The sequence below is a fragment of the Nocardia sp. NPDC003726 genome (assembly GCF_053586955.1).
In genome coordinates this window covers 38,370-53,823 of record NZ_JBSFNF010000034.1, presented here as the reverse complement: position 1 = coordinate 53,823, position 15,454 = coordinate 38,370, and the positions used below count along the sequence as shown (strand labels likewise).

General features: G+C 70.4%; 16 protein-coding genes. 12 read left to right on the top strand and 4 right to left on the bottom strand.

Translation table 11 applies throughout. The annotated features are described in order from the left end of the window. The first annotated feature begins 133 nt into the window (after nucleotides 1-133). The 7 genes from ACWDMM_RS30600 (at nucleotide 134) to ACWDMM_RS30570 (ending at nucleotide 8,112) form a co-directional block, all read left to right on the top strand. Nucleotides 134-1,129 (top strand): helix-turn-helix transcriptional regulator, encoded by a 996-nt coding sequence (locus ACWDMM_RS30600; RefSeq protein ID WP_195080035.1) that lies wholly within the window; start codon nucleotides 134-136, stop codon nucleotides 1,127-1,129. Continuing rightward, nucleotides 1,126-2,103 carry a helix-turn-helix transcriptional regulator gene (locus ACWDMM_RS30595; protein ID WP_449940774.1) on the top strand — a complete coding sequence of 326 codons (978 nt, stop codon included), beginning with the start codon at nucleotides 1,126-1,128 and terminating at the stop codon, nucleotides 2,101-2,103. The genes ACWDMM_RS30600 and ACWDMM_RS30595 overlap by 4 nt, the downstream gene beginning before the upstream one ends. Nucleotides 2,104-2,125: 22 nt before the next feature. Beyond that, a complete protein-coding gene (locus tag ACWDMM_RS30590; RefSeq protein WP_357105813.1) occupies nucleotides 2,126-3,175 on the top strand; it encodes a 2-dehydropantoate 2-reductase in 1,050 nt (349 codons plus the stop codon). A 64-nt stretch (nucleotides 3,176-3,239) separates the two neighbouring features. Beyond that, a complete protein-coding gene (gene tatA, locus ACWDMM_RS30585) occupies nucleotides 3,240-3,500 on the top strand; it encodes a Sec-independent protein translocase subunit TatA (RefSeq protein ID WP_195080032.1) in 261 nt (86 codons plus the stop codon). A gap of 98 nt (nucleotides 3,501-3,598) precedes the next feature. Then, nucleotides 3,599-4,552 (top strand): twin-arginine translocase subunit TatC, encoded by a 954-nt coding sequence (gene tatC, locus ACWDMM_RS30580; RefSeq protein WP_195080031.1) that lies wholly within the window; start codon nucleotides 3,599-3,601, stop codon nucleotides 4,550-4,552. 3 nt (nucleotides 4,553-4,555) lie between these two features. Continuing rightward, nucleotides 4,556-7,258: a DEAD/DEAH box helicase gene (locus tag ACWDMM_RS30575; RefSeq protein WP_357105817.1), complete on the top strand. Its 2,703-nt coding sequence runs from the start codon at nucleotides 4,556-4,558 to the stop codon at nucleotides 7,256-7,258. Between the two features lie 164 nt (nucleotides 7,259-7,422). Next, the gene (locus tag ACWDMM_RS30570) at nucleotides 7,423-8,112 is read left to right on the top strand and encodes a DUF4333 domain-containing protein (protein WP_195080029.1); all 690 of its coding nucleotides are present in this window, start codon (nucleotides 7,423-7,425) and stop codon (nucleotides 8,110-8,112) included. Between the two features lie 96 nt (nucleotides 8,113-8,208). Here ACWDMM_RS30570 and ACWDMM_RS30565 read toward each other — a convergent pair whose 3' ends face one another. Next, a complete protein-coding gene (locus ACWDMM_RS30565) occupies nucleotides 8,209-9,174 on the bottom strand; it encodes a 5'-3' exonuclease (protein ID WP_449940767.1) in 966 nt (321 codons plus the stop codon). Between the two features lie 83 nt (nucleotides 9,175-9,257). Between ACWDMM_RS30565 and ACWDMM_RS30560 the strand changes: the two genes are divergently transcribed. Next, entirely contained in the window at nucleotides 9,258-10,388 is a 1,131-nt protein-coding gene (locus ACWDMM_RS30560; RefSeq protein ID WP_449940765.1) for a M24 family metallopeptidase, read from the top strand. A 39-nt stretch (nucleotides 10,389-10,427) separates the two neighbouring features. Here the strand turns inward: ACWDMM_RS30560 and ACWDMM_RS30555 are convergent, their stop codons facing one another. Further along, complete coding sequence (locus ACWDMM_RS30555) at nucleotides 10,428-10,859, bottom strand: PPOX class F420-dependent oxidoreductase (protein ID WP_195080026.1); 432 nt, start codon at nucleotides 10,857-10,859, stop codon at nucleotides 10,428-10,430. A 113-nt stretch (nucleotides 10,860-10,972) separates the two neighbouring features. Between ACWDMM_RS30555 and ACWDMM_RS30550 the strand changes: the two genes are divergently transcribed. The 4 genes from ACWDMM_RS30550 (at nucleotide 10,973) to ACWDMM_RS30535 (ending at nucleotide 14,424) form a co-directional block, all read left to right on the top strand. Continuing rightward, nucleotides 10,973-11,728, top strand: a complete 756-nt coding sequence (locus ACWDMM_RS30550) for an SDR family NAD(P)-dependent oxidoreductase (RefSeq protein WP_357105824.1) — start codon at nucleotides 10,973-10,975, stop codon at nucleotides 11,726-11,728. Further along, nucleotides 11,725-12,990, top strand: coding sequence for a precorrin-6y C5,15-methyltransferase (decarboxylating) subunit CbiE (cbiE, locus tag ACWDMM_RS30545; protein WP_357105827.1), 1,266 nt, complete (start codon nucleotides 11,725-11,727; stop codon nucleotides 12,988-12,990). The genes ACWDMM_RS30550 and cbiE overlap by 4 nt, the downstream gene beginning before the upstream one ends. Nucleotides 12,991-13,069: 79 nt before the next feature. After that, complete coding sequence (locus tag ACWDMM_RS30540; protein WP_195080023.1) at nucleotides 13,070-13,687, top strand: hypothetical protein; 618 nt, start codon at nucleotides 13,070-13,072, stop codon at nucleotides 13,685-13,687. A 2-nt stretch (nucleotides 13,688-13,689) separates the two neighbouring features. After that, the gene (locus tag ACWDMM_RS30535) at nucleotides 13,690-14,424 is read left to right on the top strand and encodes a cobalt-precorrin-6A reductase (RefSeq protein ID WP_357106002.1); all 735 of its coding nucleotides are present in this window, start codon (nucleotides 13,690-13,692) and stop codon (nucleotides 14,422-14,424) included. Between the two features lie 28 nt (nucleotides 14,425-14,452). Here ACWDMM_RS30535 and ACWDMM_RS30530 read toward each other — a convergent pair whose 3' ends face one another. Together ACWDMM_RS30530 and ACWDMM_RS30525 are read right to left on the bottom strand one after the other, a co-directional pair. Next, nucleotides 14,453-14,983, bottom strand: a complete 531-nt coding sequence (locus tag ACWDMM_RS30530) for a PadR family transcriptional regulator (RefSeq protein ID WP_195080022.1) — start codon at nucleotides 14,981-14,983, stop codon at nucleotides 14,453-14,455. A 57-nt stretch (nucleotides 14,984-15,040) separates the two neighbouring features. After that, a complete protein-coding gene (locus ACWDMM_RS30525) occupies nucleotides 15,041-15,436 on the bottom strand; it encodes a hypothetical protein (RefSeq protein WP_357105833.1) in 396 nt (131 codons plus the stop codon). Nucleotides 15,437-15,454: the final 18 nt, after the last annotated feature.

Sequence of the window (15,454 nt, the reverse complement as noted above, 5' to 3'; positions counted from 1 at the left end):
GCGGTCGCCGCGTACGCGACGAAGGAGCAAGCGGCGGTCGCGCACACGCGAGCCATAAAGGGGCCGCGAACACGCCGCGACGAAGTCGCGGCCAAAACAACACAGCCTGGCCGCGCAGATTACCCTCTATCGGGTGGCGATATCCAAGGTCGAGCGGCTGATGAATCTGGTCATCGCGCTGCTGTCGACCCGGCAGTTCCTGACCGCCGAGCGGATCCGGGAGAGCGTGGCCGGCTACGAGGACTCCGCCAGCGACGAGGCCTTCAGCCGCATGTTCGAGCGGGACAAGAACGAACTGCGTGATCTGGGCATCCCGCTGGAGGTCGGTCCGGTGAGCCGGTACTCGACGGTGGAGGGTTACCGGATCAACCGCGACGCCTACGAGCTACCCGACATCGACCTGACCGACCAGGAGGCCGCCGCCGTCGCGGTGGCCGTCCAGATGTGGGAATCGCCGGAATTGGCCGCCGCCGCGGAAGGCGCGCTGCTCAAGCTGCGCGCGGCGGGCGTGCACGTGGAAACCGACGCCGCCGTGGCATCGGTGCCCGCGGTTCCGGCCCGCGCTCGCGGCTCGGAACCCGTGCTCGGCAAACTCCTCGCCGCGATCGACGCGGGCCAGGCGGTGCGGTTCGAGCACCGCGGCGCGATCAACGCCCCCTATCTGATGCGCGACGTCGAACCCTGGGGCGTCGTCACCCATCACGGCCGCTGGTACCTCGTCGGGCACGACCGGGACCGGGACGCGGTGCGCAGCTTCCGGCTGTCGCGCATCGGCGACGATGTCACTCCGTACGGCCCGCGCAACGCCGTCCACAAGCCGGAGGATCTCGATCTGCGCGCCATCGTCGACCAGGTCACCAGCACCGCGCCGGTCAGCGGCACGGCCACGGTGTGGGTGGCCGAAGGGCGCGGACGGGAGATCCGCAGGCTCGGCCAGGTGACCGGGGAGCGCGTCGTCGGCGGCCGTGCGGGCACCGTGGTCGAGCTTCCGGTGCGATCCCGGGATTGGGTGGCCCGGCTGATCACCGGGCTGGGCCCGGACGCCGTGGTGCTCGCCCCCGAGTCGCTGCGTGCCGATGTCATCGCGCGGCTGCGTTCGGTCTTCGACCGCACGGAGGTGCGGGCATGAGTTCACGGCTGTCGGTCCGGCTGTCCCGGTTGCTGAACATGATCCCGTACTTCATCGCCCACCCGGGCATCAGCGCCGCCGAGGCCGCCGCCGATCTGGGCGTGACCACCAAGCAGTTGATGAGCGATCTCAATCAGCTGTGGATGTGCGGACTGCCCGGGTACGGCCCGGGTGACCTGATCGACTTGTCGTTTTCCGAGGAGAGCATCGAGGTCACCTTCTCCGCGGGCATCGATCGTCCGCTGCGACTGACCTCCACCGAGGCGACCGCCCTGCTGGTGGCGTTGCGCTCGATCGTCGACATGCCCGGCATGGTCGACCCGACCGCGGCCCACGCGGCCATCGCGAAGATCGAAGCGGCGATCGCGGGCGGCGCGGAATCCGCCGGGAACGGGAGGTCGCGCACCCCGCCGCAGGAAGCGCCCGCGGTGGCCGCCGTGCGGTCGGCGCTGGCGCTGGGCCGGGCGCTGCGGCTGGTGTACTACTCCGCCAGTCGTGACGTGGTGTCCGAACGCATCGTCGATCCGATCCGCATCGTCCTCGTGGACGACAACAGCTATCTGCAGGCCTGGTGCCGACAGGCCGAGGGAGTGCGGCTGTTCCGCTTCGACCGGATCGAGGCCGCGACCGAACTGGCGGAGCCGGCCCGGCCGCCCGTGCACGCCACCGACGCGACGGCGGGCCTGGACCTGTTCCAGGACGATCCGGCGGTTCCTCTGGCGCGTTTGCGGATTCACGCCGACTACGCGTGGGTTCTGGATCAGTACCCGATGCACCGGCTGGCGGTGCATCCCGACGGCAGCCTGGAGGCGACCATGCGGTTCGCCACGCTGGACTGGATGGCCCGCCTGCTGCTCGGTTTCGGCGCAGGCGTCACCGTCCTCGGCCCGCCGGAGCTGGTGGCGGCGGTGCGCGAGCGGTCGAACGCCGCGCTGGCCGCCTACGAGGAAGCCGGATATCCGGAGGCCGGATGAGGAAGGCACAGGCCCTCCCGGCATGAACAGTCGTGTGCTGGTGGTGGGCGCGGGCAGCATCGGCAATTTCGTCGGCGGCAAGCTCGGCGTGGCGGGCGCGGAGGTCACCCTGGTCGGCCGCAAGCGGGTGCTGGACGAGCTCGGCGCGTCCGGGCTCCGGCTCACCGACCTCGACGGCGGTGACGAGGCGCTGCCGCCGGACCGATTCCATCGCGCGACCGAACCCGACGACGTCGGCTCGGCGGACCTGGTGCTGGTCACGGTGAAATCGGCGGCGACGGCGGAGGCGGTGCGCGAGCTGGCGGGCAAGATCCGGCCCGGCACCGTGGTGCTCAGCCTGCAGAACGGCATCGGCAACGACTCGGTGATCCGGGAGATCCTGCCGCACTGCGTGGTGCTGGCCGGAATGGTGATGTTCAACGTCGTGCACCACCCCGGCGGGCATTTCCATCGGGGCACCGAAGGCGGTCTCGCGGTACAGGACGATCCGGCCCTGGCGCCGTTCCTCGACGTGTTCGAGCGAGCGCGGCTCGGCTTGCGCCGGTACCCCGACCTGCGCCCGGTGCAGTGGGCGAAGCTGCTGCTGAACCTCAACAACCCGATCAACGCGCTGTCGGGGCTCCCGCTGCGGGAGGAACTCGCCGACCGGGACTACCGCCGCTGTCTCGCGCTGACCCAGCGCGAAGCGCTCGCGGTGATGAACAAGGCGCGAATTCGCCCCGCCCGGCTGACGCCGCTGCCGCCTCGGGTGATGGCGGCGCTGCTGACCGTGCCCGACGGCTTGTTCCGGCGGGTAGCCGGCCAGGTGCTGGCGATCGATCCGGTGGCGCGTTCGTCCATGGCCGACGACCTCGAACTGGGTCGTAAGACCGAAATCTCCTGGCTGTGCGGGGAAATCGTCGAACTGGGCGCGATGGTCGGGATGCCGACGCCGGTGAATCAGCGGCTGACCGAATTGATCGTCGCGGCCGAGCTTGGCGGCAGGCGCGTGTGGAGCGGAGGGGAGCTGCTCGGCCAGTTGCGGACCGCCACGGCGGGCGGCGGGCCCGAACGCGGGACGAACGAGCGGTGACGGCGGCGTTCGCGCACGTCACCCTCCGGTAGCATCGAAACATCACAGTCTTGGGAGGTAGATCATGGGCAGTCTGAGCATCTGGCACTGGCTGATCATTGCGGTGGTCTTCGTGATGTTCTTCGGCGCGAAGCGGATGCCCGACGCGGCCCGCAGCTTGGGCCGGTCGTTGCGCATCTTCAAGAGCGAAGTCAGTCAGATGCAGAACGAGAGCAACGCGCCCGCGGGCGGCGCGCAGGCTCAGCAGCCCGCGCCGCAGTTGCCCGCCGCACAGCAGTCGACGCCGCAGGCCACCGAGTCCCGCACCGAGCAGAAGTCGGTCTGAGCGGAGCCGCTCGCGCCGGAGTGAGGAACAGCTCACTCCGGACTCAGTGCTGTTGCCGAGCCGTGCGAGGCACGTGACCCCAGGGGCGATCACCAACCATGCGAATCCCGTTCGATCCGCGGCGCAGTAAGCGCAGGACCAATCCCGACGGCACCATGTCGTTGGTCGAGCATCTGCAGGAGCTGCGGTACCGGTTGCTGGTGTCGATCGCGGCGGTGATCGCGACGACGGTGCTGGGGTTCCTGTGGTACGCGCACGGGTTCCTGGGGATCGAGAGCCTCGGTGAGATCCTGCGCGGGCCGTATTGCTCGCTGCCCTCGTCGGCCCGTGCGTCGCTGACCCCGGACGGCGAATGCCGTCTGCTCGCGACCGCGCCGTTCGAGCAGTTCACGCTGCGATTGAAGGTCGGCTTGACCGCGGGCGTGGTGCTGGCGGCGCCGATCTGGCTGTATCAATTGTGGGCGTTCATCACCCCCGGGCTGTACGCGAAGGAACGCAAGTACGCGATCGGGTTCGTGTCCTCGGGCACGGTGTTGTTCGCCGCGGGAGCGGTGCTGGCCTATGTGGTGATCGCGCACGCGTTGAGCTTCTTGCTCACCATCGGCGACAACGTGCAGATCACGGCGCTGAGCGGGTCGCAGTACTTCTCGTTCATCATTCAGTTGCTGATCATCTTCGGGGTCAGCTTCGAGACGCCGTTGCTGATCGTCGGGCTGAACCTGGTGGGCGTCCTGACCTACGAGCGCCTCAAGGCGTGGCGGCGGGGGATCACCTTCGGCTTGTTCGTGTTCGCGGCGATCGTGACGCCGCAGGATCCGTTCTCGATGCTGGCGCTGGCCTTGGCGCTGACGGTGTTGTTCGAGGTGGCGATCCAGTTCTCCCGCGTCAACGACCTGCGCAGGGCGCGCAAGGAGCGCGAGGATCTGGCCGCGCTGTCGGACGAGGAGGCCTCCGAACTCGGCGCACCGGAGCCGATCGATCCGGCCGGGTCGATCGGTACGCCCGCGGAGAAATCCACACGACCGGTGTCGGACTACTCCGATACGCTCTGACGAGTGACAGTTGACCGGTCGCAGACGGGCGAGTTGGCCGTATTCTCCGCCGAACTGAAGTTCCGGCTGGATCCGTTTCAGCGCGACGCCTGTGCGGCGCTCGAAGAAGGCCACAGTGTCCTGGTCTGCGCTCCCACGGGCGCGGGTAAGACGGTGGTCGGCGAGTTCGCCGTTCACCTGGCGCTGGCGGCGGGCGGGAAGTGCTTCTACACCACGCCGATCAAGGCGCTGTCGAACCAGAAGTTCGCCGACCTCACCGAGCGCCACGGCCGCGACAAGGTCGGACTGCTGACCGGCGACCAATCGATCAATCCGGACGCGCCGGTGGTCGTGATGACCACCGAGGTGCTGCGCAACATGCTCTACGCCTCCTCCGACGCGCTGCGCGGGTTGTCCTACGTCGTGATGGACGAGGTGCACTACCTCGCCGACCGGTTCCGCGGCGCCGTGTGGGAAGAGGTCATCCTGCACCTGTCCCCGGATGTGCGGCTGGTCAGTCTCTCGGCCACGGTGAGCAACGCCGAGGAGTTCGGCGCCTGGATGGAGACCGTGCGCGGCGACACCGCCGTTGTGGTCGACGAGACCAGGCCCGTGCCGCTGTGGCAGCACGTCATGGTGGGACGGCGGATGTTCGACCTGTTCGACACCAAATCCACCGAGCAGAAGGTCCTCGTCGACGAAGACCTGGTGCGGTTCATCCGCCACCGCGAGGCGGCCGACCGGATGAACAGCTGGGGCTCCCCGCGCAACGGTCGCGGCGGCCCGCGCCGGGATTTCCGCCCGTTGCCGCGGCCGGAGGTGCTCGCCAAGCTGGACGAAGAGGGCCTGCTGCCCGCGATCACGTTCATCTTCAGCCGGGCGGGTTGCGACGGCGCGCTCGCGCAGTGCGTGCGCTCGCGGCTGGACCTGAGCCGTCCGGAGGAGCGCGACGAGGTCGACGCGATCATCGACAAGCACACCGGCGATCTGCCCAAGACCGATCTGGAGGTGCTCGGCTATTGGGAGTGGCGCGAGGCGCTGCACCGCGGTCTCGCGGCGCATCACGCCGGGATGCTGCCCGCGTTCCGGCACACCGTCGAGGAACTGTTCGTCAACGGGCTGGTGCGCGCGGTCTTCGCCACCGAGACGCTGGCGCTCGGCATCAACATGCCCGCCCGCACCGTGGTGCTGGAACGGCTGGTCAAGTTCAACGGGGAGTCACACGCGGAGCTCACGCCGGGGGAGTACACCCAGCTGACCGGGCGTGCGGGGCGGCGCGGCATCGACGTCGAAGGCCACGCGGTGGTGCTGTGGCAGCCCGAGGTGGACACCAGCGCGGTCGCGGGCCTGGCCTCGACGCGCACCTATCCGCTGCGCAGCTCGTTCCGGCCGGGCTACAACATGTCGATCAACCTCATCGATCGGATGGGCGCCGACGAGTCGCGCGCCCTGCTGGAGCGATCGTTCGCCCAGTTCCAGGCGGACCGTTCGGTGGTCGGGCTGGTGCGCGGCATCGAACGCAACGAGGGGGCCCTGCGCAAGCTGCGCGGCCAGCTCGGCGGCGCCGAAGGCGGATTTCTCGAGTACCTGTCGCTGCGTGAGCGGATCAAGCAGCGGGAGCGGCAGCTGGCCCAGCAGAGCCGTGCCGACCGGCGTGGCGCGGCGGTGGACGCGCTGGGCGCACTGCGGCGCGGTGACGTGGTGGCGATTCCGTCCGGCCGCCGCGCCGGGCTGGCGGTGATCCTGGAGCCGGACGCGACGCCGGGCGATCCGCGTCCGCTGGTGCTCACCGAGGACAAGTGGGCCGGAAGGGTTTCGGTCGCCGATTTCCCGGTGCCCGCCGAAGCGCTCGGGCACATGCGGCTGCCGCGCCGGGTGGATCACCGTACCGCGCGCACCCGCCGCGATCTGGCCTCGGCGCTGCGCAGCACGGGCATCTCGGTGCCGGGCAGGCCACGCCGCGGCAGGCACTCCGCCGCGGCCGACGACCGCGAACTTGCCACGTTGCGCCGCAGTCTGCGCGCGCATCCGGCGCACTCCCGGCCCGATCGCGAGCAACTGGCCCGGATCGGCGAGCGCTACAACCGGCTGCTGCGCGAGACGGAGGCGATGCGCCAGAAGGTTGCCGCGACCACCAACTCGCTGGCGCGCACGTTCGACCGGATTCTCGGTCTGCTGGAGGAACGCGGATTCGTGCACGAGAGCGAGGTGACCGCGGACGGACGCCGGTTGGCGCGCATCTACGCCGAAAGCGATCTGCTGGTCGCCGAATGCCTCCGGAAGGGACTGTGGCGCGGCCTCGGCCCGGCGGAGCTGGCGGGTGTGGTCTCGATCCTGGTGTACGAATCCCGCCAGGAGGGCGGCTATCTCGGCGCGTCCGGACCGACGGCCCCGATTCGTCGCGCGGTCGGCGCGACCATCGGCGTGTGGTCCGAGCTGCGCTCCGACGAAGCGCGGCACAAACTGCCGCCGACCAGGGAACCCGATCTCGGCTTCGTCGACGGCGTGTACAAATGGGCGCGCGGCGATGGATTGGCCGAGTCGTTGCTCGCCAGCGGCGATCAGGGCGCGCCGCTGTCGGCCGGTGACTTCGTGCGCTGGTGCAGACAGGTGATCGATCTGCTCGATCAGATCCACGGCACCGCCGACGATCCCGAGGTCGCCGCGACCGCCGCCAAGGCGGTGCGGGCGATCCGGCGAGGTGTCGTGGCGGTGGACGCCGCCTGAGCGGCGCGAGCTACGGGCGCGCGGCGGGCGGCAATAGCAACACGGCGGATTCGATTGTGATTTGATTTCTTTCGCGTACCGACCGTGGCGGAGTAGTCGTGTCATGCGACGAGGCCCACGCGGGGGGCTACCGTGTGTACAACGATGCGAGTGGAGGCAAGCAGATGAGCGGCCCGTACGGACCGAACGACCCCGGGGAGGGACGCAACGATCCCACCCAGCAGTGGGGTGGACAGCAGGCGCCGGGCGGGGCCGGTCCCACGCAGCAGTGGGGCGGTCAGCCGCAGACCCCGGCCTCGGCTCAGCCGACCCAGCACTGGGGTGACCAGCAGCAGTGGGGCCAGCCCCAGCAGCAGTGGGGTCAGCAGCCGCAGCAGCCCCAGCAACCGCAGTGGGGCCAGCAGCCTGCCCAAGGCCAGCAGCCGCAGTGGGGCCAACCGCAGCAGCAGGACTGGGGCCAGCAGGGTCAGCAGCCGCAGTGGGGGCAGCCGCAGCAGCAGCCGCAGTGGGGTGCTCCCGGTCAGCAGCCGCCGCAGCAGGGCGGCAAGAACAAAGGCCTGATCATCGGGCTGTCGGTGCTCGGTGTCGCGGTGGTCGGCGCCATCGTCGCCCTCGTGCTCGTGTTGACCGCCAAGGACCAGCTGGACCAGGCCGCCGTGCAGGACGGCGTGAAGAAGGTGCTGTCGGACTCCTACGGCATCCAGGACATCAGCGACGTCTCCTGCCCGTCCGGCCAGGAAGTCAAGGTGGACGCCACCTTCGAGTGCAGCGTGAAGGTCAGCGGCGAGGCCAAGAAGGTGACCATCAAGATCACCAAGGACGACGGCACCTACGAGGTCGGCCGCCCCAGCTGAGGTGGGAGGTCGGTTTTCCAGCGCCTTCGGCGCTGGGGATCCGGCCGTATCGCACTCTTCCAACGCCCCGCGTGATTCGTGCGACGCGCTTGCGGGTCAGGCGGTGCGGGCCGCTAGTGCCGTGATCAGGCGTGTGACCGGACTTTCGGCGTTGTAGGCGGTGGCGAGGGCGCGCAGGCGGTCGGGGTCGGCCGGTTCGGTGCGGAGGACGTCGTCGCGGGACAGGGTGACCTCGGCGTCGCGGACCACCCGCACGACCGGTGCGGCGGCCTTCAAGTAGTCCTCGGCGGCGCGCAGCTTGGCGCGCACGCCTTGCGCCAGGTCGGCGCCGGGATCGTCGAGGGCGGCGACCAAGGCGTCCAGGGAACCGAAGCGGGAGATGAGAGTGGCGGCGGACTTCTCGCCGATGCCTGCCACGCCGGGCAGGCCGTCGGAGGCGTCGCCGCGCAGCGTCGCCATGTCGGCGTAGGCCGGGCCCGCGTTGCGCAGCGGCACACCGTACTTCGCCGACACCTCGGCCGGGCCGAACAATTCCGCCTTTGCCAGCCCGCGCCCGGCGTAGAACACCCGCACGGGGGGTGCGGGTTCGTCCCGGACCAGTTGCAGCAAGTCGCGGTCGCCGCTGACCACGACCACCTCGTCGGCGCGCTCCCTGGTCGCCAGGGTGCCCAGCACGTCGTCGGCTTCCAGGCCTTCGGCGCCGCCGGTCGCGATCCCGGCGGCGTCGAGCACCTCCAGGATCATCTCGACCTGCGGGGTGAGCGTGTCGGGAACGGTCTCGGCGCCGGGCGCGGCCTCCGGCGAGGTGTCCAGCCGGTGTGCCTTGTAGGACGGGACCAGTTCGACTCGATACGCAGGCCGCCAGTCCAGATCCAGGCACACGACCAGCCGGCTGGGGGCGAACCTGGTGATCAGCGACGCCACCATGTCGGTGAAACCACGCAGCGCGTTCACCGAGCGGCCGTCGGGCGCGGTGATCTTGTCGGGGATGGCGTGGAAGGCGCGGAACCATAGACTGGCTCCGTCCAACAGCAGCAGGGGCCCACCGGAAGCAGAGGTCACGGGCTGAGGCTACTCGGTCGCACCGACACCGCCCGGCGAAGTTGGGCGTTCGCCGGGCGGTCGCGGCGGGTAACGTCGGACGAATGAGCGCGCATACGGATTCGAGGTTCGCGGCGGACGTCTACGGAGCACGGCTGGAGCGGGCGGTGGAGCTGATCCGGGCCGCCCACCTGGATGCCATGCTGATCACCCCCGGCCCGGACCTGCGCTACCTGATCGGCTCGGCGGCCGAGTCGTTCGAGCGGCTGACCTGTCTGGTGATCCCGGCGGACGGAGCGACGCCGTCGGTCGTGATCCCGAAACTGGAGCTGGCGTCGCTGGAGGCCTCGGCGGCGGGCGAACTGGGGCTGCAAGTGCTGGAGTGGGTCGACGGCACCGACAACCCGTACGCGCTGGTGAAGTCGGCGCTGCACGTCGGTTCCCGGGTGGCCGTTGCCGACGTCATGCCGGCTCTGCATCTGCTGCCGCTGGCCGAGTCGTTCACCGGTCTTCCGGTGTCGGCCACACCCGTCCTGCGCGAACTGCGCATGATCAAGGATCCGGCCGAGGTGGACGCGCTGCGGCGGGCGGCCGCCGCGATCGACCGGGTGCACGCGCGCATGGGCGAGTTCTTGCGGGCCGGGCGCACCGAGGCGGAGGTCGGCCGCGACATCGAGGACGCGATCGTGGCCGAGGGGCATACCGAGGCGGCGTTCGTCATCGTCGGCAGCGGCCCGCACGGAGGAGACCCGCATCACCGCGTGTCCGAGCGCCGGATCGAGACCGGCGACGTGGTGGTCATCGACATCGGCGGCTCGGTCGAGCCCGGCTACTACTCCGACTCCACTCGCACCTACGTCCTCGGCGAGCCCGATCCGCAGGTGGCCGCCCGATACGCCGAACTGGAACGCGCGCAGGCCGCCGCGGTCGCGGCGGTCCGCCCCGGCGTCACCGCGGCCTCGGTGGACGCCGCGGCGCGCGAACCGTTGACCGAAGCCGGTCTCGGGCACGCCTTCGTGCATCGCACCGGGCACGGCATCGGCCTGTCGGTGCACGAGGAGCCCTACATCGTCACGGGGAACGATCTGGTCTTGCGGCCCGGCATGGCATTCAGCGTGGAGCCGGGCATCTACTTCCGCGGCGAGTGGGGTGCGCGCATCGAGGACATCGTGGTCGTCACCGACGACGGCGGTGAATCGCTGAACCAGCGGCCGCACGGCCTGATGGTGCTGTGATCGACGGCTGACGGCGGGCGATGACGGCGCAGGGAGCCGCTACGCGCCGGCGCCGTTCCCTTCCGCGGCCGGTGCGACCAGCGTGCTGCTGGACAGGACGCGCCGGACCTGGATGGCGATCACCACGCGTGTCGGGTTCTCCCGCGGCACGCGATAACGACCCGCGTACCGCTCGACCGCCTCGGCGACGTCGTCGGGGGCGTCGAGCACCGTGGCCGGGCCCTCCAGCGTCAACCACCGGATCCCGTCGACCTGGCTGACCGCCGCATAGCCGGAGCGGCGCACGTTGCGCACTTTCACCGACCCGTCGTTGGTGATGACGCGCGCGATCCCGGCCTCCTGGTCCCAGGTGAAACCCACCGCCACCACATGGGGCGTTCCGTCCGCGCGCAACGTCGTCAGCGTGGCGAGGTGCCGTTCGGCGACGAACTCGAGGGCGGCGGGCGACAGCTCAGCAGTACTCGTCGGCATTCCTCGACCGTAGCCTTCGGCGCCCGACGACGCCGCACCAGCCCGGAGCCGGGGATGCGGCCGCGCCGGTGCGCGATGACGAGCCCCGCCGGCGCGAATGACAGACTGGGCGCATGGGAACGCGTGGTTTGCCCGATGGGACCGTGCTGCTGCTCGGCGGCCGGAGCGAGATCGGGCTCGAGGTGGCGCGGCGGCTGGCACCGGGACGAGCGGTCGTGCTCGCGGCCAGGCGCAGCGGCGACTTGGACGCGCAGCGCGCGGAGCTCGCGGCGGCGGGTGCGAACGAGGTGCACACCGCCGAATTCGACGCCGACGACATGGCGAGTCATCCGGTGTTGCTGGAGAAGATCGCCGCCGAGCACGGGCCGATCGCGATCGCGGTGCTCGCCTTCGGCGTGCTCGGTGATCAGCAGCGCGCCGAGCGGGATCCCGCCCACGCGGCGGCGATCCTGCACACCGATTTCGTCGCCCAGGCCGGTGTGCTCACCACGCTGGCGAATCTGCTGCGCGCGCAGGGCACGGGACGGATCGTCGTGTTCAGCTCGGTCGCCGGGGTGCGGGTCCGGCGCGCGAACTACGTCTACGGCTCGGCCAAAGCGGGACTCGACGGCTTCGCCTCCGGTCTCGCGGACGCCCTGCACGGAAGCGGCGTCGGGTTGCTGCTGGTCCGCCCCGGATTCGTGATCGGGCGGATGACCGAGGGGATGTCTCCCGCGCCGTTCTCCAGCACGCCGGATGAGGTCGCCGACGCGGTGGTCCGTGCCCTGCGCCGTGGCGCGAGCCGGGTGTGGGTGCCCGGCATCCTGCGACCGGTGTTCTTCGCGATGCGCCTGCTGCCGCAAGCGATCTGGCGCCGGATGCCCCGATGAACGCGACGCCCGTCTCGTGGGCCGGCGCGCCGATCACGGTCATCGGGATCGGCGCCGATGGCTGGGACGGCCTCGGTCGCGCCGCGCGGGAGGCGGTCGGCGGCGCCGAGGTCCTGTTCGGTTCCGCCCGTCAGCTGGCGCTCGTGCCGCCGGCCGTCGCGGCGCGCCGCGTGAGGTGGCCTTCGCCTTTGCTACCCGCGTTGCCGGATTTGCTGGAACGGCACAGCGGAGCACGGTTGTGCGTCTTGGCCAGCGGTGATCCGATGTTCTACGGAATCGGCGTCACCTTGGCCCGGTTGCTGGGCCCGCAGGCGCTGCGGGTGCTGCCGCAGCCGTCTTCGGCTTCTCTCGCCTGCGCCAGGCTGGGCTGGCCGCTGGCGCAGACACCGGTGGTCAGCGTGGTCGGGCGTCCGTTGGCGACGGTGCTACCCGAGCTGGCCGACGGAAGGCGGCTGCTGGTGCTCAGCGCCGACGAGCACACACCGCGCGATCTGGCGCAACTGCTGGGGCGCAACGGTTTCGGCGGTTCGGAGCTGACGGTGCTCGAGCAACTGGGCGGCCCCGCCGAACGGCGCCGCGCCGGAATCGCGAAACAGTGGGAACTGCCGCCGGGCGATCCGCTGAACATCGTGGCGATCACCTGCTCGGCGGACCGGGGCCAGCCGCGTGCCACCCGCTTACCCGGACTGCCGGACGAATTGTTCGGCGGAGACGGCCAACTCACCAAGCACGAGGTCCGCGCGCTGACGCTGGCGGCGCTGGCGCCCGCTCCCGGGGAACTGCTGTGGGATGTCGGCGGCGGTTCGGGCAGCATCGCCATCGAGTGGTGCCGGGCGCATCCCGGCAACCGGGCCGTCGCGTTCGAGCGGCTCGAACGCAGGCGGCGCCAGATCGCCGACAATGCCGAGGCGCTGGGCGTGCCGCACATCCAGGTTCGCGGCGAGCTGCGCGCCGAAGTCGCCGCCGACGCCGGAATCGCCTCGCCCGACGCGATTTTCGTCGGTGGTGGCCTGACCCAGGATGGCGTGCTCGAGACATGCTGGGCGCAGTTGCGTCAAGGCGGCAGGCTCGTCGCGAACGCGGTGACGGCGGAATCGGAATCGCTGCTGCTCAGCTGGGCGGGCGCCGAGGGTGGCGGATTGCGGAAGTTCCAGATCTACCGCGCGGAACCGCTGGGATCCTTCACCACCTGGCGTCCGCAGCTTCCGGTCACGCAGTGGTCGGTGGTGAAAACCGCGCGGGCGTTCCCCGCGCAGGGGTGAACACGTTACCGGTCACGCGGTAGGGTCGGGGCCGAGTTCCGATCATTGATCGGAAATCCGAATCCTGTTGGGGAGATAGATGAGATACAAGAAGTTCGCCGCTACCGCATTGCTGGCCGTCGCCGCCACCGGAGTCACCGCAGGCACCTCCTACGCCGCTCCGGTGCCGCCCGCGGCGCAGGACCAGGCCGCCGCATCGCCCACCGTGACGGGCACCGATCAGGGCGTCGGCTACGCGCTGCAGCTCGCCGACGCGGGCAAGTCGGTGGTCACCAGCGTTACCGGTGGCGCGTTCAGCGTCGATACCGACAACCGGTCGGTCACCCTGAAGAACGCCGCGGGTGAGACCGTCACCACCGTTCCGCTCACCGCCACGGCCAAGGGCCAACAGGTCCGGATCGCCGCGTCCGTCGCCGACGAGGGCAGGCAGCTGACGCTGACGCCGCAGGTGGCGCCGACCGCGAACGCGCCGGTCGCCGCCGAGTTCATCGGCGCGCAGGAGTGGTTCTTCGCGGAGTTGCAGCGCGCCTCGCTCGGCGCCCTGGTCGGTGGCCTGATCGGCGCCGCGATCGGCATCGTGTTCTTCGGCGTCGGCATCCTGCCCGGCGCGGTGCTCGGCGCGCTGATCGGTCTGGCCGTCGCGGGCGGGCCGTCGCTGCTGAACGCGGGTATCGCCTACTTCAGCGGCCAGCCCTGAGAATCCTGATTCTGGGCGGCACCCGGGAAGCGCGGGAGCTGGCCCATATCGCTTCCGGCGAGCGAGGATGGGAGATCGTGTCCTCGCTCGCCGGTCGTGTGCGCGCGCCCTTGCTGCCCGAGGGCAAGGTCCGCATCGGCGGCTTCGGGGGCGCCGAGGGGCTGCGCGCCTGGCTCGCGGCCAACGACGTGGCCGCGATGGTCGACGCCACCCATCCGTTCGCGGCGGCCATCAGCGCCAACGCGGCGGACGCCGCGCGAGTTTCGGGTGTGCCGCTGGTGCACCTGCGCCGGCCCGGGTGGGTGGAGCAGAAGGGGGACAGGTGGACGCGCGTACCCGATCTCCCCTCGGCCGCGACGCAAGTCGCCGCGCTCGGCGAGCGCGTGTTCCTGACCATCGGCAGGCAAGGCGTCGACGCGTTCGCCGGACTCGCCCGGCAATGGTTCCTGATCCGTGCCATCGACCCGCCGGAGGGCGCGCTGCCGCCGCGGCAGGAACTGCTGCTCGCCCGTGGGCCGTTCGCGGTGGAAGACGAAGCGCGGCTGCTCGCGCGGCACCGGATCGACGTGCTCGTCACCAAGGACAGCGGCGGGGAGCAGACCGAGGCCAAACTCGCCGCCGCCCGCGCCGCGGGCATCCCGGTCGTCGTGGTCGACCGCCCACCGCTGCCGGAGGGCGCGCGGATCGTGGAATCCGCTGCCCAGGCACTGGATTGGTTGCGCGACCGGCGCGGCTGACACGGGTCCTGGCCGTCAGCCGGAGCGATCAGCTGCCGAGAAGTTCCGGCAGGTGATCGAACCAGTCCAGCACCGTTCGTTCGTAGCGAATCCCGAAATCCAAAGTGGCGCGGGCGAATGCGGACTTGCCCTCCGGGTCCTCGGCGAGATATCTGGTGAGCCGGGCCTGATGGATCTCCCGGTTGGCGGCGATGATGCCGTCGAGCCGATCGCGATCGAGATGCTCGCCGAAGGAGAGCGTGAGCAGCAACGGCACCCGGATGGTTTCCCCGCCGGGGTCGCGGGCGATCCATTCCAGGAACGCTTCCCGGCCCGCGTCGGTGATGTGGTAGGGGGTGCGCTCCCTGGCTCCGGTCTCGCCCTTCTCCACGAGTCCCGCCGCGTCCATGGCGGCGAGTTCCCGGTAGACCTGGCTCTGCGTGATGGTCCAGAAATCGCCGATGCGGTCCTGCGCCTCGGTCACCAGATCCCATCCCGACATGGCGCCTTCGTGCAGAAATCCGAGCAACGACGCCGCCGTCGAGTTGAGTGCCTTGCGTTTGGTCGCGGTATCGGTCAACGACTGCTCCCTTCGCTCTCAACATTCCATAGTGGAATGTTACCTGAACGGGGTGGGTCAGGCGCGGCCGGTCAACTCGTCGAGCCGGGCGAGCACCTGCGCCATTCCCTGCTCCAGCCGTTCCTGTCCTTGTTCGAGCTGTTGCTGCCCGCGGGCGAGCGCGGCCTGCCCCTGTTCCAGGCGGACCTGCCCCTGTTCGAGCACGGTGACCCTGCGGGTGAGTTCGCCCACATTCTCGCGCAGGTCTCCGACGTCGCGGCGCAGCTCGCCGACGGCTTGGTCGATGGATTCCGCGCGCCGGTCGATGCGGCCGATCCCGTCGAGCGCCTTCCTGGTCAGCGCCGCGAGTTCGTTGAGGACCTCGCCCTGCTCGTCGAGTGCCTGTTCGCTCGCGGTGGCCCTGGCCTCCAAGGCTCGGGCGCGCAGCGTCAGCTCCGACAGTGTCGCGGCCAAGGTCCCTCCGATCTTCGG